This is a genomic window from Streptomyces sp. NPDC097617 (assembly GCF_044761485.1).
GTDB lineage: Bacteria > Actinomycetota > Actinomycetes > Streptomycetales > Streptomycetaceae > Streptomyces.
Genome location: NZ_JBIWCL010000003.1, coordinates 128,647 through 153,887 on the forward strand (window position 1 = coordinate 128,647; position 25,241 = coordinate 153,887).

A 25,241-nucleotide genomic window follows, 5' to 3' on the forward strand; every position below is an offset into this window, starting at 1 on the left:
AGATGTCCGACGAGAAGTGGCAGAACCCGGTGGCGGGCTTCGGCGTGACCTTCAAGGCCATGTTCAAGAAGCGCCTCACCGAGCAGTACCCGGAGCAGCAGAAGACGACCGCACCGCGCTTCCACGGACGGCATCAGCTCAACCGGCACCCCGACGGTCTGGAGAAGTGCATCGGGTGCGAGCTGTGTGCCTGGGCCTGTCCCGCCGACGCGATCTATGTGGAGGGCGCGGACAACACCGAGGAGGAGCGCTACTCCCCGGGTGAGCGGTACGGCAGCGTCTACCAGATCAACTACGCCCGCTGCATCCTGTGCGGGCTGTGCGTGGAGGCGTGCCCGACCAGGGCGCTCACCATGACGAACGAGTTCGAACTGGCCGACTCCAGCCGCGAATCGCTCATCTACACCAAGGAGCAGCTGCTCTCCGGCCTGACCGAGGGCATGGTCGAGGCGCCGCACTCGATCTTCCCCGGTACGGACGACACGGACTACTACCGCGGACTGGTGACCGGGGCCGCCCCGGGCACGGTCCGGCAGGTCGCCGTCTCCAAGGGTGAAGTCGCCCCGGAGAACGGGAAGTCCGAGGAGGTGGACGCATGAGCGCCATGGCCGCCTCCATGACCTCCACGGGCGAGGCGATCCAGTTCTGGATCCTCGGCACGGTCGCCGTCATCGGCGCACTGGCCACGATCCTGATGAAGAAGGCCGTGCACAGCGCCCTCAGCCTGGCCGGGACGATGATCATCCTGGCCGTCTTCTACCTCGCCAACGGGGCGTACTTCCTGGGCGTCGTCCAGGTCATCGTCTACACCGGCGCGATCATGATGCTCTTCCTCTTCGTGGTCATGCTCGTCGGCGTCACCGCCGCCGACTCACTGAAGGAGACCATCAAGGGGCAGCGCTGGCTGGCCGTCCTGTGCGGACTCGGCTTCGGCACCCTGCTGATCGCCGGCATCGCCAACGCCGGGCTCACCCACTTCAACGGGCTCGGCCGGGTCAACTCCGGCGGGCACATCGAGGGCCTGGCGCAGCTGATCTTCACCAAGTACGTCTTCGCCTTCGAGATCACCGGCGCCCTGCTGATCACGGCAGCCGTCGGCGCGATGGTGCTCACGCACCGCGAGCGCACGGAACGGGCGGCCACCCAGCGCGAGCTCGCCGAGAAGCGGGTCCGCGAGGGCGTCCAGCTCCCGCCGCTGCCCGCGCCCGGCGTCTACGCCCGGCACAACGCCGTGGACGTCGCCGGTCTGCTGCCGGACGGCACACCGTCCGAGCTGACCGTCAACCGGACGCTGCGTGCCCGCGGCCAGATCCGGGACGTCTCCAGCCAGGCGATCGACGACCTCAAGGCACTGGAGCAGGCCTCCTCGGAGCGCCTCGGCCGTGAGGAGGCCTCGAAGTGAATCCGGTCAACTACCTGTACCTGGCGGCCCTGCTGTTCACCATCGGTGCGGCCGGGGTCCTGATCCGCAAGAACGCGATCGTGCTGTTCATGTGCGTCGAGCTGATGCTCAACGCCTGCAACCTCGCCTTCGTCGCGTTCTCCCGGATGCACGGCAACCTCGACGGCCAGATCATCGCGTTCTTCACGATGGTCGTCGCCGCCGCGGAGGTCGTGGTCGGCCTGGCGATCATCGTGTCGCTGTTCCGTACCCGCCACTCGGCCTCGGTCGACGACGCCAGCCTGATGAAGCTGTAAGGGGTCGCTGTGGAGAACCTGATTGCGCTGCTGGTGGCAGCGCCCCTGCTCGGAGCGGTGGTGCTGCTGTGCGGCGGCCGGCGCCTCGACAAGGTCGGTCACTGGATCGGCACCCTGTTCGCGGCCGTCTCCTTCGGGATCGGCGTCGCACTGTTCGCCGACATGCTGGGGCGCACGTCCGAGGACCGGACGCTGACCCAGAACCTGTACACCTGGATCCCCGTCGAGGGCTTCCAGGCGGACATGGCCTTCCAGCTGGACCAGCTGTCGATGACCTTCGTCCTGCTGATCTCCGGGGTGGGCACGCTCATCCACGTGTACTCGATCGGGTACATGGAGCACGACGAACGCCGCCGCCGCTTCTTCGGCTACCTGAACCTGTTCGTCGCGGCGATGCTGCTGCTGGTCCTCGCCGACAACTACCTGCTGCTGTACTTCGGCTGGGAGGGCGTGGGCCTCGCCTCGTACCTCCTGATCGGCTTCTGGCAGCACAAGCCCAGCGCGGCCACCGCCGCGAAGAAGGCCTTCCTGGTCAACCGAGTCGGTGACATCGGCCTGTCGATCGCGATCATGCTGATGTTCACCACCTTCGGCACCTTCGCCTTCGAGCCGGTGTTCGCGTCGGTGGGCGCGGGGACATCAGTCGCTACCGCTCCGGTTTCCGAGGGCACGCTGACGGCGATCGGCCTGATGCTGCTGCTGGCCGCCTGCGGCAAGTCCGCGCAGGTCCCGCTGCAGTCCTGGCTCGGAGACGCGATGGAGGGCCCGACCCCGGTCTCGGCCCTGATCCACGCGGCCACCATGGTGACGGCGGGCGTGTACCTGATCGTCCGCTCGGCCGCCGTCTTCAACGCGGCGCCGGACGCGCAGCTGGTGGTCACCGTCGTGGGCGCGGTCACGCTCCTCTTCGGTGCGATCGTCGGTTGCGCGAAGGACGACATCAAGAAGGCCCTGGCGGGCTCGACGATGTCGCAGATCGGCTACATGATCCTCGCCGCGGGCCTCGGCCCGATCGGCTACGTCTTCGCGATCATGCACCTGGTGACGCACGGCTTCTTCAAGGCGGGCCTCTTCCTCGGCGCCGGTTCCGTGATGCACGGGATGAACGACGAGGTCGACATGCGCAAGTACGGGGCCTTGAGGAAGTACATGCCGGTCACCTTCGTGACCTTCGGACTCGGATACCTGGCCATCATCGGCTTCCCGGGCCTGTCGGGCTTCTTCTCCAAGGACATGATCATCGAAGCGGCCTTCGCGAAGGGCGGCACCGAGGGCTGGATCCTGGGCGGAGTGACCCTGCTGGGCGCCGGCATCACCGCCTTCTACATGACCCGCGTCATGCTCCTCACCTTCTTCGGTGAGAAGCGCTGGCAGCCGACGGTGTCCGACAGCGGCTCCGCCGCGGGTGAAGGCCACATGCCGCACCCGCACGAGTCCCCGAAGTCCATGACCATCCCGATGGTCATCCTGGCCTTCGGGTCGGTCTTCGCCGGTGGCTTCTTCGAGATCGGCGAGCGCTTCCTGAAGTGGCTGGAGCCCGTCACCGGTTACGAGCACGGCAACCCGCCGGTCAGCGCCATGACGGTCACGGCGGCCACCATGGTGGTCCTCGTCATCGGTGTCGGCATCGCCTGGGCCATGTACGGGCGCAAGCCCGTCCCGGTCGTCGCCCCGCGCGGCTCGATCCTCACCCGGGCGGCCCGCAAGGACCTCTACCAGGACGACTTCAACCACGTCGTGCTGGTGCGCGGCGGGGAGCACCTGACCCGCTCGCTCGTATACCTCGACCACAGCGTGGTCGACGGGGTGGTCAACGGGACGGCCGCCTCGGTCGGCGGGCTCTCGGGCCGCCTGCGCAAGCTGCAGAACGGCTACGCCCGCAGCTACGCGGTCTCGATGTTCGGGGGCACGGTGGTCCTGATCGCCGCGACCCTGCTGATGAGGGCGGTGTGAGATGAATTTCCCGCTTCTGACGGTGACGGCCGCGGTCCCCGCGGTCGGCGCGGTCCTGACGGCGGCCGTCCCGGCCGCCCGCAGGACCGCCGCCAAATGGCTCGCGCTGCTCTTCTCGCTGGCGACACTGGCCCTGGCCGTGCTCGTCGCGGTCCGCTTCGACCCGAGCGGTGACCGCTACCAGCTCACCGAATCCCGTTCGTGGATCGCCGACTTCGGCGTCCGCTACGAACTCGGCGTGGACGGGATCGGGGTGGTGCTCATCGGGCTCACCGCGTTGCTGATCCCCTTCGTGATCGCGGCCGGCTGGCACGACGCCGAACCCCTGGAGACTCAATCCCCGGCGGACTCGCGGTGGCGGCCGACCCAGGGCTTCTTCGCCCTGATCCTGCTGGTCGAGGCGATGGTGATCATCTCCTTCGAGGCCACCGACGTCTTCCTCTTCTACATCTTCTTCGAAGCCATGCTCATCCCGATGTACTTCCTCATCGGCGGCTTCGGCGACCGGGCCCACGGCGGCTCGGAGGAGAACGCGGCCACCCAGCGCTCGTACGCGGCCGTCAAGTTCCTCCTCTACAACCTGGTCGGCGGACTGATCATGCTGGCGGCCGTTATCGGCCTCTACGTGGTCGCCGGGAACTTCTCGCTCCAGGAGATCACCGCCGCCCGGGCCGCCGGCACGCTCGACATGGCGACCAACACCGAGCGGCTGCTGTTCCTCGGCTTCTTCTTCGCCTTCGCGGTGAAGGCTCCGCTGTGGCCGCTGCACACCTGGCTGCCGAACGCGATGGGGGAGTCCACCGCGCCGGTCGCCGTACTGATCACCGCGGTCGTCGACAAGGTCGGCACCTTCGCGATGCTCCGCTTCTGCCTCGGGCTCTTCCCCGACGCCAGCAAGTGGGCCACGCCGGTGATCCTCGTCCTGGCCCTGATCAGCATCGTCTACGGAGCGCTGGTCGCGGTCGGCCAGCGGGACATCAAGCGGCTGGTCGCCTACGCCTCGATCTCGCACTTCGGCTTCATCGTCCTGGGCATCTTCGCGATGACCTCCCAGGGCCAGTCCGGCGCCACCCTCTACATGGTCAACCACGGCCTGTCGACGGCGGCGCTGATGCTGGTGGCCGGCTTCCTGATCTCGCGGCGCGGCTCGCGGCTCATCGCCGACTACGGCGGCGTCCAGAAGGTGGCACCGGTCCTCGCCGGCACCTTCCTGATCGGCGGCCTCGCCACCCTCTCACTGCCGGGCCTCGCGCCCTTCGTCAGTGAATTCCTGGTCCTGGTCGGCACGTTCGCCCGGTACCCGGTCGTCGGGATCATCGCCACCACCGGCATCGTGCTGGCCGCGCTCTACACGCTGGTGCTCTACCAGCGCACGATGACCGGCCCCGTGAAGGAGGAGGTCCGCACCATGCCGGACCTGCGCCTGCGGGAGGTACTGGTGGTCGCCCCGCTGATCGCCCTGCTGATCGGGCTGGGTGTCTACCCGAAGGTGCTCACCGACATCGTCAACCCGGCGGTGGAGCACACCATGTCGGACGTGAAGCAGACGGACCCGAAGCCCGAGGTCGACGTCGAAGCGAAGAACGGGGAGGCGGCGAAGTGAGCACACTGACTTCCGCCCACAGCCTGTGGACACTGGCGGCCGAAGGGCCGGCCGACCGGATCCCGGCACCGACCATCGAGTACGCACAGCTCGCGCCCACGCTGATCGTGGTGGGCGCGGCGGTGCTCGGGATCCTGGTCGAGGCCTTCGTGCCCCGCAAGTCCCGCTACTACGTGCAGGTGTTCCTCACCGTCGCCGCACTGGCCTCGGCCTTCGCCGCAGTCGTCGGCCTCGCGGCCGGCGGGTACGGGTCGAGCAAGGCCCACATCGCGGCCATGGGCGCCATCGCCGTGGACGGACCGGCGCTCTTCCTGCAGGGCACCATCCTGCTGGCCTCGGTCGTGGCGGTGTTCACCTTCGCCGAGCGGCGGCTGGACCCCGCGGCCCACGGCAACCGGGTGGACTCCTTCGCCGCCCAGGCGGCGTCCGTACCGGGCAGCGACAGCGAGAAGGCCGCCGTCAAGGCGGGCTTCACGACCACCGAGGTCTTCCCGCTGGCCCTGTTCGCGATCGCGGGCATGCTGATCTTCCCGGCGGCCAACGACCTGCTGACGCTGTTCATCGCCCTTGAGGTGTTCTCCCTCCCGCTCTACCTGCTCTGCGCCCTCGCCCGCCGCCAGCGGCTGCTGTCGCAGGAGGCCGCGGTGAAGTACTTCCTGCTGGGTGCCTTCTCCTCCGCCTTCCTCCTCTTCGGCATCGCGCTGCTCTACGGGTACGCGGGCTCCGTCTCATACGCGGTGATCGCCGACGTCGTCGACGGCACGGTGGCGAACATCGACCCGGCGCTGGCCTCCACCATGGGCAACGACGCGCTGCTGCTGATCGGCGGCGCGCTGATCCTGATGGGCCTGCTCTTCAAGGTCGGCGCGGTCCCCTTCCACATGTGGACCCCGGACGTCTACCAGGGCGCCCCGACCCCGGTCACCGGTTTCATGGCGGCGGCGACGAAGGTGGCCGCCTTCGGCGCCCTCCTGCGGCTGCTCTACGTGGTCTTGCCGGGGCTGCGGTGGGACTGGCGCCCGGTGATGTGGGCGGTCGCCATCGTCACGATGCTCGCGGGCGCGGTGATCGCCGTGACCCAGACGGACGTCAAGCGGCTGCTGGCGTACTCCTCGATCGCGCACGCCGGCTTCATCCTGGCCGGTGTGATCGCGACCTCGGCGGATGGGGTCCAGGCGGTCCTCTTCTACCTGGGCGCGTACTCCTTCGTGACGATCGGCGCCTTCGCGGTGGTCACGCTGGTGCGCGACGCGGGCGGCGAGGCCACGCACCTGTCCAAGTGGGCCGGTCTCGGCCGGCGTTCGCCACTGACGGCGGCGGTCTTCGCGGTGTTCCTGCTGGCCTTCGCGGGCATCCCGCTGACCTCGGGCTTCACCGGTAAGTTCGCCGTGTTCAAGGCTGCGGCGGAGAGCGGCGCCGGGGTGCTGGTCGTCATCGGTGTGATCTCGTCCGCGATCGCCGCCTTCTTCTACATCCGGGTGATCGTCCTGATGTTCTTCAGCGAGCCGAAGGCCGACGGCCCGACGGTGGCGGTCCCCTCGCCGCTGACGATGACCACCATCGCGGTGGGCGTCGCCGTCACCCTCGTCCTGGGCCTCGCCCCGCAGTACTTCCTGGACCTGGCGGGTCAGGCGAGCACCTTCGTCCGCTGACCGGTCCGCCATACGGTGAAGGGCCCGGCTCCCACGGGGAGCCGGGCCCTTCGGGCTACTGCGCGGGACGGCCGCGCTTCGGCGTGATGGAGGTGAGGTCCAGGTCGACGGGGAAGGGGACGGAGACCTTCAGGCGGTCGTGAAAGATGCCCGACGCGACGTAGGCCAGGCTGACCGGCTCGCGTTCGAAGACGTAGACGACTGCCCGGCCGTCCGGTTCTCGACCCTCCAGTAGTGGGGAATCCCGGCCCGCGCGTACTTCACCGGTTTGGTCTCGCGGTCGCGGTCGATTGATTCGGGCGAGACCACTTCGATCGCCAGCAGCACCGTCTCGGCCGGCAGGCGGGTCTGGGCCAGGTCGCCGACGACGTCCTCACGGCACACGATGACGTCGGGTTCGGGGCGGTTGCGCCGGTCGATATCGATGGTGAACTCCCTGAGGACCTCAAGGCCTTCCGGGACCAACGACTGGAGCTGCCAGTTGAAGAGGTCGACCGCCCTGGAGTGGCAGAGGGTCTGCGGACTCACGAAGATCAGGCTCCCGTCGATCAGCTCCGTGTGCGGAGGCGGATTCGGAAGCGTGTCCAGGTCGTCGGCAGTCCAGCCGCCCGGTGGGGGGATCGGCCAGCTGTGTTCCGGGTTCATCAGTGCTCCCATGAGCCGGAGTCTCGCGAGGGCGACCAGCGTATCGCCGGGGATTCGCGGAACACCGTCCTCATGGGTGAGTCGTATGCGCAGGGCACTTGACCGCACAGGCCGGTCCGGACTAGTGGCCGTGCGTGTGTGCGGGGCCCGCCGCGGCGGGGGCCTTGCCCGGGCAGGTCAGCGCGGTGTTCCAGTTGTGGAAGCGTCCGGCCGGGTTCTCCTTGTACGCCCACATGTGGAGGTCGTAGTGCTTGGGCATGCCCTTCCAGTGGCCGGGCATCGGCCCGTCGAACGGCAGCCCGAACATGCTCGGCCGGTCGTCGCTGGTCTTCAGGTCCTGGTCCCGGTCGGTGGCCATCCACTCCACGGTCTCCAGCTTGCGCCGGCCGTTGCGGTCCTTCGCCGTGCTGTAGAGGAGCGCGGTCGGCCTGGCCGGGTCCTTCGAGCCCCAGTTGGCCTGCTTGACGTAGTGGTAGCCCATGGAGCCCACCCCGAAGGGGTTGGTCATGCACGTCTCGCCGTGCGGGACGTACCCGTCCTTGATCGCGGCCCGCTCGTCCACGTACTTGGCCGTCACCGCGATCGCCGTCGCCATGTCCCGCATGGCCTGCTTGTTCCTCGGGTCGGGCGCGGGCCCCTCGACCCCGTGCGCCGGGGCCACGGCGACCAGGCTCAGCGACACGGCGGCCGTACAGGCCAGGACGGTCTTCAGACTGCGGACGGACATGTCGGCGGCTCCTCGCGGTGGGGGTACGGGGTACGGGTTCCCGCGCCCATTTGTCCGTCCACCATCTCGGCCCCGCCCGCCGGCCGCACGCGGCGCGCCTCCGAACGGGGGCCGCGGCATCTCTCGGCCCCGCCCGGCGCAGCCGCGGACGTCCGCGTCCGGGTCGCAGACATCCGCCGCGAGGACCGCCCGGGCCTCCGAGGTGTCCCGGTGGGCCGGCAGGGCTCTGACCTGCGGGTCCGGCGGGGTGGTGGAAAGATCCGCCACCCCGCCGACCGGTACCGCTGGCGCTGGACTAGCGCGATGCCGCGATGCGGCCGGTGACCTCGCCGAGGCCGACGCGTGTGCCGTCCGGGCCGGGGGCCCAGGCGGTGAGGGTGACGGTGTCCCCGTCCTCCAGGAAGGTGCGCTTGCCGTCGGTCAGCTCGATGGCGTCGCGGCCGTTCCAGGTGAGCTCCAGCAGCGAGCCGCGCTGCCCGACCTCGGGACCGCTGACGGTTCCGGAGCCGAAGACGTCGCCGGTGCGCAGGGAGGCGCCGTTGACGGTCATGTGGGCGAGCTGCTGGGCGGCCGTCCAGTACATGGAGGCGAAGGGCGGCTGCGCCACCTCCTGCCCGTTGATGGAGATGGTGATGCGCAGATCGAAGCCGCCGGGGCGGTCGAGGGCGGCGTCGTCCAGGTAGGGCAGGAGCGGGAAGTCCCGGGCGGGCGGTGCGACGCGGGCGGCGTCCAGGGCCTCCAGCGGGGTGACCCAGGCAGAGACGGAGGTGGCGAAGGACTTGCCGAGGAAGGGGCCGAGCGGCACGTACTCCCAGGCCTGGATGTCCCGCGCCGACCAGTCGTTGAGCAGGAACAGCCCGAAGACGTGGTCCTCGAACGCACCCAGCGGCACCGGGGTGCCCAGCTCGGAGGGGGCGCCTACGACGAAGCCGACCTCGGCCTCGATGTCGAGCTTGACGGAGGGGCCGAAGACGGGCGCCGGGTCGGTGGGCGCCTTGCGCTGCCCCGAGGGGCGTACGACGTCGGTGCCGGAGACCACGAGGGTGCCGGAGCGGCCGTGGTAACCGATCGGCAGGTGCTTCCAGTTGGGCGTCAGCGCGTCGCCGTCCGGGCGGAACATCTGTCCGACGTTGGTGGCGTGGTGCTCGCTCGCGTAGAAGTCGACGTAGTCGGCGACCTCGTACGGCAGGTGCAGGGTGACCTCGTCGAGCGGCAGCAGGTGCGGCTCGACGGTGGGGCGGTGGCCGGGGTCGGTCACCCAGGCGGTCAGCGCGCGGCGGACGTCGCGCCAGGTGGTGCGCCCGGCGGCCAGCAGCGGGTTGAGGGAGGACTGCCCGAGCAGCCCGGCGTACGGGGAACCGAGCGCGGCCGCGGCCGCCCCCGCGTCGAGCACGTGCCCGCCGATGCGCACACCGATCCGGCGGCGGCCTTCCGCGGCGGTCGAGAAGACGCCGTAGGGGAGGTTGTGCGGCCCGAACGGGTCGCCCTCGGGGACATCGAGGGGGCTCTGCTGGGGCATGGGGTACTGCCTCGCTTTCGACGCGGTCCGGGGGGTGTCCCGGTAGACACGGTGCGGGACACGCTACTCAGGATCCCGCGGGAAAGCGCGGGTACCCGGGCGGAGATGAAACACACCCGGGACGACGCTCGTGGTCAGGTATCCACAGTTCCGGTCATATCTGATCTTTTGGTACGTGCCGCCGATCGAGGGCTCTACGGTCGGGGTTGTGCACTTCCCTGTCCCGTACCTGCCCTGCTCGACGCAGGAGCATGCCAGAGTGACGGATGGGGCGTGCGGGAGGCCGGATTCGGGCTCTATTTGTAGGACTTGTCCAAAGGGGTCCGTATCCTAGGCGCCGTGACTTCCGCCCCGCCTCCGGCCCTTCCCTATGCCTTGATCGCCACAGACCTGGACGGGACTCTGCTGCAAGCCGGGGACACCGTCTCCACGCGCTCGTACGAGGCAATCGCGACGGCGCGCGCGGCCGGCGCCCAGCACATCGTCGTCACCGGACGCCCCGTCCCCCAGGTCCGACACGTCCTTGACCGGCTCGGCTACACGGGGCTCGCGGTGTGCGGGCAGGGCGCGCAGGTGTACGACGCGGCGCGCGGGCGCCTGCTGCACTCCGCCTCCATGGACCGGGAGCTGGCCGAGGTGGCCCTCGGCAAGATCGAGGCGGAGATCGGCGAGGTCTACGCGGCGGTCAACCAGGAGGGGGTGGACGCGGAGATGCTGATAGGGCCGGGCTACCGGATGTGGCACCCCCACCTGCCGACGGTCCGCGTCCCGCGGCGCTGCGACCTGTGGTCGGCGCCGATCAACAAGGTGCTGCTCCAGCACCCGGAACTGGACGACGACGAACTGACGCGGGTCGCGCGCTCGGTGGTCGGCCACCTGGTGAACGTCACCATGGCGGGCGAGCACACGGTGGAACTCCAGCCGCCGGGCATCGACAAGGCCACCGGGCTCGCACGGGCGGCGGAGATCCTGGGCGCGTCCCCGGCCGCGACGATCGCCTTCGGGGACATGCCGAACGACATCCCGATGTTCGCGTGGTCCGCCCACGGGGTGGCCATGGCCAACGCCCACCGCGAGCTGGTGGCGGTCGCCGACGAGGTCACCCTCTCGAACGAGGCGGACGGCATCGCGGTGGTCCTGGAGCGGCTCTACGCGTAGCCGATCCAGCCGCGGCGCCGCACTGAACGGCTCAGCCCGCCGCCCGCGGCAACCGGCGTTCCCACGTCCGGTGGAAGACCACCTCGTCCCCCTCCCGGCACACCACCTCGTTCGCCGTCAGGAAGCCGCCCTCGTCGCAGCGGATCTCCGAGCGGGTCTCCACCCGCGCGTCCCAGCCCAGCTCCGGCCGGTGGAGCCGGATCCGCCACCGCGAGAGCGTCCGCGCCGACAACGCGTCCGCGTCCTGGATCTCGTACACCTCCTGCGCGTCCTCGCTGTACTCCAGGCCGTCCGGGAACACCCGGGTGCCCCCGTACCGCGGGTCCACCTCCAGCCGCCACGTCCCGCGCGCGACGTCCCGTACGACGAGCCGCTCCGGCCGCGGTTCGTCCAGCGTCTCCGGGAAGACCACCCCCAGCGGCTCCGACTGCTCCGGCGCCTCGAAGACGATCCCGCCGTCCGACGCCGACGAGGCCCGCACCGGCAGGGTCAGCGCGCTGCCCGCCGGGTCCAGGGTCCAGCCGGCCTCGGAACCGGCCCGCGGCCAGATCCACGGCCAGTACGCGGAGGACACGGCGAGCCGGATCCGGTGTCCCGGGGCGAAGGCGTGCCCGATGCCGTTCAGCTCGAAGGCGACGTCCTCGTACGAGCCCACCGGCCAGGGCAGCGCCCGGTCCCGGCCCCGGCGGGCGGAGAGGTTCAGCGCGCCGCGCGTGACCAGCGTCGAAGAGCCGTCCGGGGCGACGTCGCACAGCCGGGCCACGACCTGCCCGTACGGCACGTCGAGCCGCAGCCGCAGGGTCACCGACGGCCGCCCCAGGATCTCCACCGGCTCCTCGCGCCCCACCGGGAACTCGAAGCAGGCCGACTTCGCGTCCTCCTCCCGCTGGTCCGGCGGCAGGTCGGCGTCGTTGCCGAAGGGGAAGAACCGGCCCGCGTCCAGTCCGGTGTGCTGCGGGGAGGCGACGTCCACGGGCGCGCCCTGGAACACGTACGGGACGGGGATGACGGACGCCGAGGGCCAGGCCTTCTCGCCGACCCAGCGCCCCGGCATCTCCTCGTACACCGTCGCGGGCGGGTGCGAGTCGCTGATCCAGGTGCGCAGCAGCGGTTCCTCCATGACCCCGTTGTCCGCCCCCTTGAGCCAGTGGTCCCACCAGCGCAGGGTCTCCTGCAGGAAGCCGATGGCGGGTCCCGGCGGCAGCCCGCGGTCGGGGTACTGGTGCGACCAGGGCCCGATCAGGCCCCGTACGCGGGCCGGCGGCAGGTGTTCGACGAGCCGCAGCACCGTGTCCCGGTAGGGGTCGTGCCAGCCGCCGACGGCGAGCACGGCCGCGCCGATCGCCGTGTAGTCCTCGCAGACGCTGCCGTGGCGCCAGTAGTCGTCGCGCGTCTGGTGAGAGAGCCAGGTGTGGACGAGGGGTTCCACCGCCTCCAGCCGGTCCAGCCACTGCCGGCGCCAGCCGTCGCCGACGAACTGCGGGTCCGGCGGCCGGGAGGCGAAGGCCAGCATGGTCGCCGCCCACGCGTGCATGTCCACGGCGAGCACCGAGCCGCCCATGTAGTGGACGTCGTTGTCGTACCGGTCGTCGGTCGAGCAGACGGTGACGACCGCCTTCAGGGGCTCGGGGGCCAGGGCGGCGATCTGGAGGGAGTTGAACCCGCCCCACGAGATCCCGAACATCCCCACGGAGCCCGTGCACCACGGCTGCGCCGCCAGCCACTCCACCACCGCCACGCCGTCGGCCAGCTCGCGGGCGTCGTACTCGTCCCCGGGCCGGCCCCCGCTGCAGCCGTGGCCGCGCACGTCCACCCGCACCGAGGCGTAGCCGTGCCCCGCGTACCAGGGGTGGCGCTGCCGGTCGCGCGGCGCGGTCCAGTCGGTGAGCCGGTACGGGAGGTACTCCAGCAGGGCCGGAACGGGCTCGTCCGTCACCGGGCGCCAGATCCGCGCGTACAGCTCCACACCGTCGGGCAGCGGGATCCGGACATCCTCGTGGGAGGTGCCGTACGGGAAGTCGGTACGGATGATCATCTGGTCTCAGCCGCCAATCGCCTCGGACGTTCGCCTCGGACCCGGCCTCAGTGGACGGGGTGCATCGTGCGCCGCAACCACGGCGCCGTTACCACGTACGGGCGCAGCCGGTAGAGCTTGCCGACCGTGGTGGCCGCGTTCGGCGTGAGCAGGCCGGTGCCCGCGCTGATCAGGCCGAGGCCGGCCCGGGCCATGGCGGCCGTCGGCACGGCCATGGCGTAGTGGCCGCAGGCGATCAGGATGCCGCCCCGGAGCACGGCCCGGTACGAACCGAGGATGCGGTCGGCGAGCCATCCGCCGGCGACGGAGACGAGGTAGACCATGGTCCCGTAGGCCGCCGAGACGGAGGCCGCGGTGCCCGGGTCCATCTCCAGGCCGCCGTTCGCCACGGTGTCCGCGAAGTGGAGGACGAGGATGGCCTGCATGCCCAGGAATGAGAAGCGCTCCCAGACCTCCAGTCCGGGGAGCGTGGCCAGTCCCCGGGGGTGGCCGAGGAAGGCGTGGTCGTCGCGGGGCGGTGGCCGGTCGGCCTCCGGATCCGCGGGCTCGTCCATATAGGTCGCAGTTCTGGGCAAAACGCATTCTCCGGTTGATTCGGCTTCTCAAGAACATACCGGTGCGCAACGGACAGTGCGCGAGTGATGGCCGGGAAGGCGCTCTCGGTGATCGAAAACAGACCCGATACGCTGGCTTGAGTGATGGCAGCGACACATCGACAATCCATGTGATCGTCAGCGTGATCGTCAGCAGACAGGAGTACCCCTCGTGACCGTCGTCGGGCCGTTCGGACTGAGCGTGCGGGACCAGGCTCTTGAGACCGATGTCCAGGCCGGACTGGCCGCCGTCGAGGCGGGTCTGCTGGAAGCCACCAAGAGCGAAGTCCCCTTCATCACCGAGGCCGCACAGCACCTGGTCCGGGCCGGCGGCAAGCGGTTCCGGCCGCTGCTGGTGATGCTCGCGTCCCGGTTCGGTGACCCGTACGCGCCCGGCATCGTGCCGTCCGCCGTCGTGGTCGAGCTCACGCACCTCGCGACGCTCTACCACGACGACGTCATGGACGAGGCGGACGTCCGCCGCGGGGTGGAGAGCGCCAACGCCCGCTGGGGCAACTCGGTCGCCGTCCTGACGGGTGACTTCCTGTTCGCCCGTGCCTCGCACATCCTGGCCGACCTCGGGCCGGAGGCCGTGCGCATCCAGGCCGAGGCCTTCGAGCGGCTGGTGACGGGTCAGATCCTGGAGACGGCCGGTCCGCGCGACGGCCGCGACCCCGTCGCCCACTACCTCGACGTCATCGCCGGCAAGACCGGATCGCTGATCGCGGTCTCCGGCCGCTTCGGCGCGCTGATGTCCGGCGCCGACGAGTCGGTCGTCGACATCCTGACCCAGTACGGGGAGCGGCTCGGCACCGCCTTCCAGCTCGCCGACGACGTCCTCGACATCGCCTCCGACGCGCACGAGTCCGGCAAGACGCCGGGCACCGACCTGCGCGAGGGCATCCCGACGCTGCCCGTGCTGCGGCTGCGCGAGATGGCGGCCCGGGGTGGCGACCCCGCCGACCTGGAGCTCGTACGCCTCCTGGACGGGGACCTGACGGACGACGCGCGCCACGCGGAGGTCCTGACCCGGCTGCGGGCGCACCCCGCCCTGGAGCGGGCCCGCCGCGACACCATCCAGTACGCCGAGGACGCGCGGGCCGCGCTCGCCCCGCTGCCGGAGTGCTTCGCGAAGTCGGCGCTCGAAGAGCTGTGCGATGCAGTGGTGCACCGCGCCGGATAACCGCCGCACCTGCGGAACGGGCCCTTCAGCCCCGGCGACCCCTACGGGTCGGGGGAGAGGGGCCCTTTTCATGTCATCCCACGGGCGTACGCGCAGTTGCGTCCGGGGACTGACGCCCCGGGGCCGCGGATTTGGTCAGATGGAGTCATCAACCCCACCAGATCGGGTGAGCGCGGCGACACGGTGGTCACCGCAGTCGACACAGAGGGCAGGGCACTGACATGGCACCGAACACCAAGACTTCTCGCAAGGCCGCTCGGTACGCCGTACCGGTAGCGGTGGCGGGTGTGGCCGCGGCGACCGTTGCGATGGTCCCGGCCTTCGCGAACGCCGGCGGGCCCGACCTGCCGAAGGTGACGGCGCAGCAGCTCATCGAGAAGGTCGCCGCCTCGGACGTTCAGCAGCTGTCCGGCACCGCCCGGATCACCACCGACCTCGGTCTGCCGAAGATCGCGAGCGGGCTGCTCGGCGGCGGCGGCATCGCGGGCGGCTCCGCCAACCCGGAGGACAAGGTCGCCCAGCTGGCGAACGGCAGCCACACCCTGCGCGTCGCGGCCGACGGCCCGGACCGCCAGCGGCTGACCTTCCTCGACGGCAAGGACGAGTACAGCCTCATCCACAACGGCGAGGACGTGTGGGGCTACGACTCCAAGTCCAACGAGGTCTTCCACGAGAAGAACGCCGACGCCGGCAAGGGCAAGGACGGCAAGGGCAAGGACGGCAAGGGCAAGGACGGCAAGGGCAAGGACGGCAAGGGCAAGGACGGCAAGGAGCACAAGACCGGCGACCGCCTCGCCGCCTCGCCGCAGAAGCTGGCCGAGGAGGTCCTGGCGGCCGCCGGCCCCACCACGGACATCAGCGTCGGCGAGACCGCGCAGGTGGCCGGGCGGGACGCCTACCAGCTGGTGCTCAAGCCCAAGCAGAGCGGTTCCACGGTCGGCTCGGTCCAGATCGCGGTGGACGCGAAGAACGGCGTGCCGCTGCGCGTGCAGCTGCTCTCCGCCCAGGGCGGGAAGCCGATCGTGGACGCCGGCTTCACCAAGGTGGACTTCGCCAAGCCGGCCGCGGACACCTTCGCCTTCACCGCGCCCAAGGGCGCCAAGGTGACCGAGGGCGTGGACGGCGCGGACCAGGGCAAGGGTGGCGCGGACGAGCACTGGAAGGCGCTGGAGTCCTTCCCGGGCCTCGGCGGCCTGGCCGGCGGCGCCAACGGCAAGGGCGACGTGAAGGTGCTCGGCGAGGGCTGGTCGACCATCGCCCGCATCGACTCGGGCGCGGACCGGAGCCTGAAGGACCTGGAGAACGACAAGAACACCCCGAAGGAGGCCAAGCAGTTCCTCGACTCCCTCGGGGACAAGGTCAACGGGAAGTTCGGTGAGGGCCGCGTCCTGTCGACCCGCCTGGTCAACGCCCTGATCACGGACGACGGCAAGGTCTACGTCGGCGCGGTCACCAAGGACGCGCTGGTGCAGGCGGCCAACGCCAACAAGTAGTCGCACGCCGGTCGCCCGCCCGACGGGCGAGCGCGCCGCAGGGGTGGGCCGGGACTGTGTCCCTGCCCACCCCTGCGGCATTCCTGCCACCCGTACAGCACACCCGCTGTACGGTGTTGGACATGTCGAGACACGTCACCATCCGCCTGGACGAAGAGTTCCACGAACGCCTCAAGGCACGTGCGGCGGCGCTGGGGACGACGGTCACCGCGTTGATCACCGAGGTCACGGAACGCGAGCTCGACGAGGACCGGAAGAAGTTCCTCTCCGGCATAGAGGAGTTCGCCGACCACTGGAGTTACTTCCAGGAGCGGTTCGGCAATTGAAGATCACCATGGAGTGGGCCTGGACCGCCCTCGCCCACCATCTCCCGTCCGATCCCGCCGTGTGGGATCCCTCCGGGGTGGCCGCCGCGGTCGCCCGGCACCAGAACGACCTCGTCCTCGTGCCCGAACAGCCCGCCCCGGACACCGCGTGGCGGGCCGCCGCGTTTTTGCACACCCTCGCGGTGTGCCCCGCGCTGGAATCCCCGATGAACGAGTTCTACGCGGCCGCGGCCACCCGCTCGTACCTGCGGGTGGCCGGGGCGAAGCAGCTGCCGTCGCCGGAGGAGCTCGGCGATCTGGTGGAAGCGGCGAAGCTCGGGCGCGCGGACATCGCGGCCGTGGCCTCGGAGCTGCGCGCCCGGATCCAGGGACCGCTCCAGGTGTCGGGGCAGTCCCGGGCCGAGGACGCCTGAGCTCCGGCACGACCCGACCCGATCGGATCGAAGCGTGCCGGAGCCGTGGATCAGTGGGCCGGCGGACGGGAAACCGACAGGCTAGAAGGTGATCTTCCAGCTGTTGATGTAGCCGGTGTCCTGCGCGGCCGCGTCCTTCACCCGGAGCTTCCAGACGCCGTTGGCGACCTCGCTGGAGGCGTTGACCGTGTACGTCTGGACGAGGTTGTCGGCGCTGCCGCCACTGCGGTTGTGCAGGTTGTAGACCGTGCCGTCGGGGGCGAGCAGGTCGACCACCAGGTCACCGCGGTAGGTGTGGACGATGTTCACGTCGACCTTGGTGGTCGCGGGCGCGTTGCCCGTCACACCGGAGGCCGTGATCGACGAGGTCACCGCAGCCGCCGGGGAGTCCGGGATCGTGACGTCCGCCGTGTTCTCGAAGGACTGGCCCGGCGGGACCGTGGCGGCCGCCCCGAGCGTCCAGATCGCGTATGCGGCGGCGTCGGAGTTGCGGTCCAGGGCGGTGTCGTTGATGTTCGACAGGCTGTCGCAGGAGGAGTGGTAGCAGCGGTCGAAGGCCTGACCGGAGGTGCCGCCCCACTTCTGCGCCTGTGCGGCCGTCTTGGTGTAGTCGGCGCCGGAGAACAGGCCGCCGACGGGGATGCCCGCGCTCTTGAACGGGGCGTGGTCGGAGCGGCCGTCGCCCTCGGTCTCGATCTCGGTCGGGATGCCGAGGCCGGCGTAGTAGTTCTTGAAGGTCTGCTCGATGGTCGGGTCGTCGTCGTAGACGAAGTAGCCCGGGTTCGGCGAGCCGATCATGTCGAAGTTCAGGTAGCCGGAGATCTTGGACTTCTCGGCGGCCGGCAGGTTGTTGACGTAGTACTTCGAGCCGATCAGGCCCAGCTCCTCCGCGCCCCACCAGCCGAAGCGCAGGTGCTTGGTGGGCTGCAGGCCGGCCCGGGAGACCGCGAGGGCCGTCTCCAGGACGGCCGCGCTGCCGGAGCCGTTGTCGTTGATGCCCGCGCCCGAGGTCACCGAGTCCAGGTGCGAGCCGGCCATCAGCACGGAGTTCGGGTCGCCGCCCGGCCAGTCGGCGATCAGGTTGTAGCCGGTGGCGCCGCTGGAGGTGAAGGTCTGCAGGGTGGTGGTGAAGCCGGCGGCGTCGAGCTTGGCCTTCACGTAGTCGATCGAGGCCTTGTAGCCGGTCCGGCCGTGGGCGCGGTTGCCGCCGTTGTTGGCGGCGATGGTGGAGAGCTGCGACAGGTGGGCCTTGACGTTGGCCAGCGGTATGTCGGGCGGTGTCGGCGCCGCGGTGACCGCCGTGGGGGCGGCGAGTGCGGCGGGGGCGGCGGAGGCGAACAGGCCGGCGACCGCGAACGCGGTCACGGCAGCAAGGCGCCGGGAGACGGACAGGCTCATGTGGGGGCTCCGGGATTCCGCGGGGATATGACGGAACGAGTGGGGATAGAGCAGGTGAGCGTTAGTGCGTCAGTGCGAGCCTGATGTTCAGCGAGAGTATGACTGTCCGTCAAGACCACAATTCGGTCAGGGCAGTTCGGAAAACGGACGATCCCCGGTGCGGGCGGTCCGTACCGGGGATCAAGGGTGTGAAGGGTTTGCTGGTGCGTGGCCTGGTGCGTGCCCAGGGGCGCGCCCTGCCGCTCCTGCTACGCGGGCTCGCGGGCCGGGACCGACACGACGGCCGGCGCTGCCGCCAGCCTGACCCGGGAGCGCCGTGCCGTACGCAGCGCGTCCCAGGTGAGGAGCGCGAGCGCGGCCCACACCAGGGAGAAGCCCGCCCAGCGCTCGGGTGGCATGGCCTCGTGGAAGTACAGGACGCCGAGCCCGAACTGGAACACCGGGGCCATGTACTGGAGCAGCCCGAGGGTGGACAGCGGGACCCGGATCGCCGCCATCCCGAAGAACACCAGCGGGATCGCGGTGACCAGCCCGGTCGCGGCCAGCAGCAGCGAGTGGCCGACTCCGTGCGAGGCGAAGGTGGACTGGCCCTGCGCGCCGAGCCACAGGACGTAGCCGAGGGCCGGCGGGAACAGTACGGCCGTCTCCGCGGCCAGCGACTCCAGACCGCCCATGTTGAGCTTCTTCTTGATCAGCCCGTACGTGGCGAAGGAGAAGGCCAGGACCAGCGAGATCCACGGAGGGCGCCCGTAGCCGATGGCGAGCACCAGGACGGCGGTGAAGCTGAGGCCGACCGCCACCCACTGCGCGCGGCGCAGCCGCTCGCCGAGGACCAGCACCCCGATGGCGATGCTGACCAGCGGATTGATGAAGTAGCCGAGGCTCGCCTCGACGACGTGCCCGTTGTTGACGGCCCAGATGTACAGGCCCCAGTTCACGGTGATCACCAGGGCGGCCAGGGTGGTCATGCCGAGCTTGCGGGGCTGCCGGAGCAGCTCCCGTATCCAGCCCCAGCGGCGCAGGGCGAGCAGGGCCAGACCGACCACGGCCAGGGACCACACCATGCGATGGGCGAGGATCTCGACGGCTCCGGAGGGCTTCAGCAGCGGCCAGAAGAGGGGGACCAGCCCCCACATCCCGTATGCGCCGAATCCGTAGAGCAAACCCGTGCGCTGCTCGTTCTCTGCCTTCACGGGGCCTCCTGTGCGACTTCCAGCCAACTTCACGACGGTATCGCCGTACGGCCCAGATGTCATGCCCGTAACCAAGAGATACTCATGACATCTTTCGGGCCCGCGAGGCTCCGCCGCGCCGGACGCGACGGAGCCCGGATCCTGGCGCAGGATCCGGGCTCCGCGGCGTGCGGGGAGGTGCGCGCTAGCCGACGACGGTCCAGGTGTCGTTGCCGTTCAGCAGGGCCCCCAGGTCGCCCTTGCCGCTGCGGTCGATGGCCGCGTCGAGCTGGTCGGCCATGAGCGTGTCGTAGACGGGCCGCTCGGCACTGCGGAACACCCCGATCGGGGTGTGGTGCAGCGTGTCCGGGTCGGCCAGGCGCGAGAGGGCGAACGCGGTGGTGGCGCTGGCGTTCCTCGCGTCGTGCACCAGGATCCGCGCCTCGTTGGCCGCGGTCACCTCGACGACCTCCAGGTCCCCGGTGGCCGGGTTGCGCACGACACCCTTCGCGTTGTCCGCACCGAAGCGGATCGGCTGCCCGTCCTCCAGCCGGATCACGGCCTCCATGGCCTGATCCCTGTCCTTGAGGACCTCGAAGGCCCCGTCGTTGAAGATGTTGCAGTTCTGGTAGATCTCCACGAGCGCCGTGCCCTGGTGGTCGGCGGCCTGGCGCAGTACCTCGGTCAGGTGCTTGCGGTCGGAGTCGACGGTGCGGGCGACGAAGGAGGCCTCGGCGCCGATCGCCAGCGACACCGGGTTGAAGGGCGCGTCCAGTGAGCCCATCGGCGTCGACTTGGTGATCTTCCCGATCTCGGAGGTGGGGGAGTACTGGCCCTTGGTCAGCCCGTAGATCCGGTTGTTGAACAGCAGGATCTTGAGGTTGACGTTGCGGCGGAGGGCGTGGATGAGGTGGTTGCCGCCGATGGAGAGGGCATCGCCGTCACCCGTGACGACCCAGACGGACAGGTCGCGGCGGGAGGTGGCGAGGCCCGTCGCGATGGACGGGGCGCGGCCATGGATGGAGTGCATCCCGTAGGTGTTCATGTAGTACGGGAAGCGGGAGGAGCAGCCGATGCCCGAGACGAAGACGATGTTCTCCTTCGCGAGGCCCAGTTCGGGCATGAAGCCCTGAACGGCGGCCAGCACGGCGTAGTCACCGCACCCGGGGCACCAGCGGACCTCCTGGTCCGACTTGAAGTCCTTCATCGACTGCTTGCTCTCGGCCTTCGGTACCAGCGAGAGCAGGGTCCGCTCCCCTTCGGTCACCTCAGTCATCGATGGCCTCCTTGAGAACCGTGGCGAGCTGCTCCGCCTTGAACGGCATTCCGTTGACCTGGTTGTACGACTGGGCGTCGACCAGGTATTTCGCCCGGATCAGGGTGGCGAGCTGCCCGAGGTTCATCTCCGGCACCACTACCTTCTCGTAACGTTCCAGGACCTCGCCGAGATTCCTGGGGAAGGGGTTGAGGTGGCGCAGATGGGCCTGGGCGACGGGGAGTCCGGCGCCGCGCAGCCGGCGGACGGCCGCGGTGATGGGACCGTAGGTGGATCCCCAGCCCAGGACCAGGGTGGTGGCGCCGTCCGGGTCGTCCACGTCGAGGTCGGGTACCAGGATGCCGTCGACCTTGGCCTGCCGGGTGCGGACCATGAGGTCGTGGTTGGCGGGGTCGTAGGAGATGTTGCCGCTGCCGTCCTGCTTCTCGATGCCGCCGATGCGGTGTTCCAAGCCGGGGGTGCCGGGGATGGCCCAGGGCCGCGCGAGGGTCTCCGGATCGCGTTTGTAGGGCCAGAACACCTCGGTGCCGTCGCCGAGGGTGTGGTTCGCGCCGGTGGCGAACTTGACCTTCAGGTCGGGCAGGTCGGCGACCTCCGGGATCCGCCAGGGCTCGGACCCGTTGGCCAGATAGCCGTCGGAGAGCAGGAAGACCGGGGTCCGGTAGGTGAGCGCGATCCGGGCCGCGTCGAGGGCGGCGTCGAAGCAGTCCGCGGGGGTCCTCGGCGCCACGATCGGTACGGGGGCCTCGCCGTTGCGGCCGAACATGGCCTGAAGGAGGTCCGCCTGCTCCGTCTTGGTCGGCAGACCGGTGGAGGGGCCGCCGCGCTGGATGTCCACGATCAGCAGCGGAAGCTCCAGCGACACCGCGAGGCCGATCGCCTCCGACTTGAGCGCCACACCGGGCCCGGAGGTGGTGGTCACGCCGAGCGCGCCGCCGAAGGCCGCGCCGAGCGCCGCGCCGATGCCGGCGATCTCGTCCTCGGCCTGGAAGGTCCGCACGCCGAAGTTCTTGTGCTTCGACAGCTCGTGCAGGATGTCCGAGGCGGGGGTGATCGGGTAGGAGCCCAGGTAGAGGGGCAGATCGGCCTGCTGGCTCGCGGCGACCAGACCGTAGGAGAGCGCCAGGTTCCCCGAGATGTTGCGGTAGGTGCCGGTGGGGAAGGCCCGGGTGGCGGGGGCGACCTCGTAGGAGACCGCGAAGTCCTCCGTGGTCTCCCCGAAGTTCCAGCCGGCGCGGAAGGCGACGATGTTCGCCTCGGCGATCTCGGGCTTCTTCGCGAACTTCTGCCGCAGGAAGCTCTCGGTGCCGTCGGTGGGCCGGTGGTACATCCACGACAGCAGGCCCAGCGCGAACATGTTCTTGCTGCGCTCGGCCTCCTTGCGGGAGAGGCCGAAGTCCTTCAGCGCCTCGACGGTCAGGGTGGTCAGCGGGACCGGGTGCAGGCTGTAGGCGTCGAGCGAGCCGTCCTCCAGTGGCGAGGTCGCGTAGCCGACCTTGGCCATCGGGCGCTTGGTGAACTCATCCGTGTTGATGATGATCTCCGCGCCGCGCGGCACGTCCGCGATGTTCGCCTTGAGGGCCGCCGGGTTCATCGCCACCAGCACGTTCGGGGCGTCGCCCGGCGTGAGGATGTCGTGGTCGGCGAAGTGGAGCTGGAAGGAGGAGACGCCCGGGAGGGTTCCGGCAGGGGCCCGGATCTCGGCGGGGAAGTTCGGCAGCGTCGACAGGTCGTTTCCGAACGACGCGGTCTCCGAGGTGAACCGGTCACCGGTGAGCTGCATACCGTCACCGGAGTCACCCGCGAATCGGATGATCACACGATCCAGACGGCGTACTTCCTTGCCGCCGGGGCTCTCCGGGGTGCGCTGTCCACCGACGACCGCACCCCCGGCCCCGTCGGCCTGCTCGGCTGGGCTACTGACCTGGCTGGTCACTGAACTGGACCTCCTTCGAGGCGTGACCCCCCGGGACCCACCCTACGACGGTAGGGATCAAGGCCCCCAGGAGCGGTCACATTCTGGACCGTAGGACCGCCCCTCGAGACGGCCCTGCCGGTATGCCATATCTGACAGAGTGTCAGTCGATCAAGATTTCAGATAGGTGAGAACGGCCAGTACGCGCCGGTGATCCCCGTCACTCGGTGACAGGCCCAACTTCATGAAGATGTTGCTGACGTGCTTTTCCACCGCTCCGTCACTCACGACCAGCTGCTTCGCCACGGCGGAGTTCGTCCGGCCCTCGGCCATCAGCCCGAGCACCTCGCGCTCGCGCGGGGTCAGACCCGCCAGTACGTCCTGCTTGCGGCTGCGGCCGAGCAGCTGGGCGACGACCTCGGGGTCCAGGGCCGTACCGCCCCGGGCCACCCGCACCACCGCGTCCAGGAACTCCCGCACCTCGGCCACCCGGTCCTTGAGCAGATACCCCACCCCGGTACTGGAACCGGCCAGCAGTTCGGTGGCGTACTGCTCCTCCACGTACTGGGACAGCACGAGCACGCCTATCCCGGGGTAGTCGCGGCGCAGCCTGACGGCGGCCCGCACCCCCTCGTCCGTGTGGGTCGGCGGCATCCGCACGTCCGCCACCACCACATCCGGCAGCGCATTCTCGGCCGCCAGGTCCGCCACCGTCTTGAGCAGGGCCTCAGCGTCCCCGACGCCCGCCACGACGTCATGCCCCCGGTCGGTCAGCAACCGGGTCAGGCCCTCACGCAGCAGCACTGAATCCTCGGCGATGACGACCCGCACCCTGTCTTCCACGACTCAGCAGCTCCCGCGTCCATTTGTTCCCGCACTACCCGACTCAGCCAAGCATCCCAGCCTTAAGTCCCGGTGAAGGCAGAGCCGGGACAACACGTCGGCGTACGGGGGGAGTTTTCGCGTACTGGAAGGTCGCATACCGCAAACGGGTGCCGCGCGCGGAGGGAGTTGCCAAGGGCCGGGCCATTCGGCCCGGCCCTTGCACCAGCAGCTCTGCGAGGCCCTACGCCCGCCAGGGCAGCTCGGCCGTGACCGTCGTCCCGCCCCCGGCGGGGGAGTCCACGACCAGCACCCCGTCCACGGCGTCCAGCCGCTCGGTCAGCCCCGCCAGCCCCGTCCCCTCCCGCGGTCCCGCCCCGCCCAGGCCGTCGTCGGCGACCTGGATCAGCAGCCGCCCCCCGGACTTCCACACGTCCACCGAGGCCGAGCGGGCCCGGGCGTGCTTGCTGACGTTCTGCAGCAGCTCCGACACCGTGAAGTACGCGATCCCCTCGATCGCCGCCGCGGGCCGGGCGGGCAGGTCCACGGCCACCCGTACCGGCACCGTGCACCGCGAGGCAACCGACGACAGCGCCGCGTCCAGACCCCGGTCCGTCAGCACGGCCGGGTGGATCCCGCGCGCCAGATCGCGCAGCTCCTGGAGGGCGATCTTCACCTCGCCGTGCGCTTCGTCCACCATGAGGGCGGCCGCCCTCGGGTCCTCGGTCAGCTTCTCCTTCGCCAGCCCCAGGTCCATCGCCAGCGCCACCAGCCGGGCCTGCGCCCCGTCGTGCAGGTCCCGCTCGATGCGCCGCAGGTCGGCGGCGGCGGTGTCCACGACCACCCCGCGGTCGGACTCCAGCTCACTGACCCGGCCGGCCAGGCTGGACGCCCCGAGCAGCCCGCCGACCATCACCCGGTCGACGGTGGCCAGGGCCCGGATCACCCAGGGGGTGGCGAGGGTGACGGCCAGCCCGATGAGGCTCGTGAGGGCGATCTCGCCGGGCGAGTCGAGGTAGAAGGAGTAGTCGTCGTTCTGGAAGAGCTGCAGACCGGGCTGGTCGGTGTAGGCGGGGAAGACCCAGAACCAGAGCGGGTACAGCAGGTACGCCCAACCGCACGACCACAGCACCAGGGACAGGCAGAAGGAGAAGACCGCCCACGGGAAGTGGATGACCGAGTACAGCGCGTGGCGCCAGGCGCTCCCGCTCTTGAGCAGCGCCCCCATGGAGGCCAGCGGCCCGGCCTTCCGGGCCCGGATCGGCGCCGGGGCGGCGATGTCGGTCCCGAGCAGCGCGCGCACCCGGGCCCGCTCCAGGTGACCGAACCCGCGGCACATGGCGAGCATGCCGGCGAGAACCGGCACGCCGAGGAAGGTGACGAGCAGCCCGGCGCCGAGGCTCACGCCGGTGATGGTGAGCGAGAAGTACAGCGTGCTCAGCGGCAGTCCGATCAGCAGGTACCCGAACTCCCGCCAGGTCCGCCCCTCGACCGGAGCCCGCAGCACCGCGCCGACCCCGCCCTTGCCGTTGCCCATGATCCCGTCCCGCCCTTCCGCGCCGCCATTACCCCCTCACCCTGCCGCCCCCGACCCCCCACAACCATGCGGCGAGTCGGCCTCTCCACCGGGGGGTTAACCCCACCCCGCGCCAAATCCAGC

General features: G+C 70.1%; 20 protein-coding genes and 2 pseudogenes. 11 read left to right on the forward strand and 11 right to left on the reverse strand.

Annotation, left to right across the window (positions count from 1 at the left end; all coding sequences use genetic code 11):
* The first annotated feature begins 2 nt into the window (after window positions 1-2).
* The 6 genes from nuoI to nuoN are packed head-to-tail and all read left to right on the forward strand — an operon-like array spanning window position 3 to window position 6,906.
* Window positions 3-599, forward strand: coding sequence for an NADH-quinone oxidoreductase subunit NuoI (nuoI, locus tag ACIQZO_RS06900; protein ID WP_403621274.1), 597 nt, complete (start codon window positions 3-5; stop codon window positions 597-599).
* Complete coding sequence (locus tag ACIQZO_RS06905) at window positions 596-1,402, forward strand: NADH-quinone oxidoreductase subunit J (RefSeq protein WP_403621277.1); 807 nt, start codon at window positions 596-598, stop codon at window positions 1,400-1,402. The genes nuoI and ACIQZO_RS06905 overlap by 4 nt, the downstream gene beginning before the upstream one ends.
* Window positions 1,399-1,698, forward strand: a complete 300-nt coding sequence (nuoK, locus tag ACIQZO_RS06910) for an NADH-quinone oxidoreductase subunit NuoK (protein ID WP_030864698.1) — start codon at window positions 1,399-1,401, stop codon at window positions 1,696-1,698. The genes ACIQZO_RS06905 and nuoK overlap by 4 nt, the downstream gene beginning before the upstream one ends.
* A gap of 9 nt (window positions 1,699-1,707) precedes the next feature.
* On the forward strand, window positions 1,708-3,651 hold the full coding sequence (gene nuoL, locus ACIQZO_RS06915) for an NADH-quinone oxidoreductase subunit L (RefSeq protein WP_403621280.1): 1,944 nt from the start codon (window positions 1,708-1,710) through the stop codon (window positions 3,649-3,651).
* 1 nt (window position 3,652) lies between these two features.
* Window positions 3,653-5,254 (forward strand): NADH-quinone oxidoreductase subunit M, encoded by a 1,602-nt coding sequence (locus ACIQZO_RS06920; protein WP_403621283.1) that lies wholly within the window; start codon window positions 3,653-3,655, stop codon window positions 5,252-5,254.
* Window positions 5,251-6,906, forward strand: coding sequence for an NADH-quinone oxidoreductase subunit NuoN (gene nuoN / locus ACIQZO_RS06925; protein WP_403621286.1), 1,656 nt, complete (start codon window positions 5,251-5,253; stop codon window positions 6,904-6,906). The genes ACIQZO_RS06920 and nuoN overlap by 4 nt, the downstream gene beginning before the upstream one ends.
* A gap of 55 nt (window positions 6,907-6,961) precedes the next feature.
* Here nuoN and ACIQZO_RS06930 read toward each other — a convergent pair.
* The 3 genes and pseudogenes from ACIQZO_RS06930 to fahA form a co-directional block, all read right to left on the reverse strand.
* Window positions 6,962-7,563, reverse strand: a pseudogene (locus tag ACIQZO_RS06930) (Uma2 family endonuclease).
* A 109-nt stretch (window positions 7,564-7,672) separates the two neighbouring features.
* A complete protein-coding gene (locus ACIQZO_RS06935) occupies window positions 7,673-8,278 on the reverse strand; it encodes a hypothetical protein (RefSeq protein ID WP_403621289.1) in 606 nt (201 codons plus the stop codon).
* A 295-nt stretch (window positions 8,279-8,573) separates the two neighbouring features.
* Window positions 8,574-9,797 carry a fumarylacetoacetase gene (gene fahA, locus ACIQZO_RS06940; RefSeq protein ID WP_403621292.1) on the reverse strand — a complete coding sequence of 408 codons (1,224 nt, stop codon included), beginning with the start codon at window positions 9,795-9,797 and terminating at the stop codon, window positions 8,574-8,576.
* A gap of 339 nt (window positions 9,798-10,136) precedes the next feature.
* Between fahA and ACIQZO_RS06945 the strand changes: the two genes are divergently transcribed.
* On the forward strand, window positions 10,137-10,955 hold the full coding sequence (locus tag ACIQZO_RS06945) for a Cof-type HAD-IIB family hydrolase (RefSeq protein WP_403621295.1): 819 nt from the start codon (window positions 10,137-10,139) through the stop codon (window positions 10,953-10,955).
* 31 nt (window positions 10,956-10,986) lie between these two features.
* On the opposite strand, the gene ACIQZO_RS06950 is transcribed toward ACIQZO_RS06945, so the two are convergent.
* Together ACIQZO_RS06950 and ACIQZO_RS06955 are read right to left on the reverse strand one after the other, a co-directional pair.
* A complete protein-coding gene (locus ACIQZO_RS06950) occupies window positions 10,987-12,990 on the reverse strand; it encodes a CocE/NonD family hydrolase (RefSeq protein WP_403621298.1) in 2,004 nt (667 codons plus the stop codon).
* A 107-nt stretch (window positions 12,991-13,097) separates the two neighbouring features.
* A pseudogene (locus tag ACIQZO_RS06955) lies at window positions 13,098-13,544 on the reverse strand (MFS transporter); the annotation flags it as partial.
* Between the two features lie 211 nt (window positions 13,545-13,755).
* Here ACIQZO_RS06955 and ACIQZO_RS06960 point away from each other — a divergent pair.
* The 4 genes from ACIQZO_RS06960 to ACIQZO_RS06975 all read left to right on the forward strand — a co-directional run bounded on the left by ACIQZO_RS06960 (window position 13,756) and on the right by ACIQZO_RS06975 (window position 16,998).
* A complete protein-coding gene (locus tag ACIQZO_RS06960) occupies window positions 13,756-14,766 on the forward strand; it encodes a polyprenyl synthetase family protein (protein ID WP_403621301.1) in 1,011 nt (336 codons plus the stop codon).
* 221 nt (window positions 14,767-14,987) lie between these two features.
* On the forward strand, window positions 14,988-16,259 hold the full coding sequence (locus tag ACIQZO_RS06965; protein ID WP_403621304.1) for an outer membrane lipoprotein carrier protein LolA: 1,272 nt from the start codon (window positions 14,988-14,990) through the stop codon (window positions 16,257-16,259).
* Between the two features lie 122 nt (window positions 16,260-16,381).
* Window positions 16,382-16,585 carry a hypothetical protein gene (locus tag ACIQZO_RS06970; RefSeq protein WP_403621307.1) on the forward strand — a complete coding sequence of 68 codons (204 nt, stop codon included), beginning with the start codon at window positions 16,382-16,384 and terminating at the stop codon, window positions 16,583-16,585.
* Window positions 16,582-16,998, forward strand: a complete 417-nt coding sequence (locus ACIQZO_RS06975; RefSeq protein WP_403621309.1) for a hypothetical protein — start codon at window positions 16,582-16,584, stop codon at window positions 16,996-16,998. The genes ACIQZO_RS06970 and ACIQZO_RS06975 overlap by 4 nt, the downstream gene beginning before the upstream one ends.
* 81 nt (window positions 16,999-17,079) lie before the next feature.
* Here the strand turns inward: ACIQZO_RS06975 and ACIQZO_RS06980 are convergent, their stop codons facing one another.
* The 6 genes from ACIQZO_RS06980 to ACIQZO_RS07005 form a co-directional block, all read right to left on the reverse strand.
* Complete coding sequence (locus tag ACIQZO_RS06980) at window positions 17,080-18,396, reverse strand: M28 family metallopeptidase (protein WP_403621312.1); 1,317 nt, start codon at window positions 18,394-18,396, stop codon at window positions 17,080-17,082.
* 248 nt (window positions 18,397-18,644) lie between these two features.
* Window positions 18,645-19,589: an EamA family transporter RarD gene (gene rarD, locus ACIQZO_RS06985; RefSeq protein ID WP_403621314.1), complete on the reverse strand. Its 945-nt coding sequence runs from the start codon at window positions 19,587-19,589 to the stop codon at window positions 18,645-18,647.
* A gap of 184 nt (window positions 19,590-19,773) precedes the next feature.
* Window positions 19,774-20,844 carry a 2-oxoacid:ferredoxin oxidoreductase subunit beta gene (locus ACIQZO_RS06990; protein ID WP_403621317.1) on the reverse strand — a complete coding sequence of 357 codons (1,071 nt, stop codon included), beginning with the start codon at window positions 20,842-20,844 and terminating at the stop codon, window positions 19,774-19,776.
* Window positions 20,837-22,780: a 2-oxoacid:acceptor oxidoreductase subunit alpha gene (locus ACIQZO_RS06995; RefSeq protein ID WP_403621318.1), complete on the reverse strand. Its 1,944-nt coding sequence runs from the start codon at window positions 22,778-22,780 to the stop codon at window positions 20,837-20,839. Before ACIQZO_RS06995 ends, ACIQZO_RS06990 begins: the two co-directional genes overlap by 8 nt.
* Window positions 22,781-22,930: 150 nt before the next feature.
* Window positions 22,931-23,590, reverse strand: a complete 660-nt coding sequence (locus ACIQZO_RS07000; RefSeq protein ID WP_403622098.1) for a LuxR C-terminal-related transcriptional regulator — start codon at window positions 23,588-23,590, stop codon at window positions 22,931-22,933.
* A gap of 235 nt (window positions 23,591-23,825) precedes the next feature.
* On the reverse strand, window positions 23,826-25,118 hold the full coding sequence (locus tag ACIQZO_RS07005; protein WP_403621321.1) for a sensor histidine kinase: 1,293 nt from the start codon (window positions 25,116-25,118) through the stop codon (window positions 23,826-23,828).
* Between the last annotated feature and the right edge of the window lie 123 nt (window positions 25,119-25,241).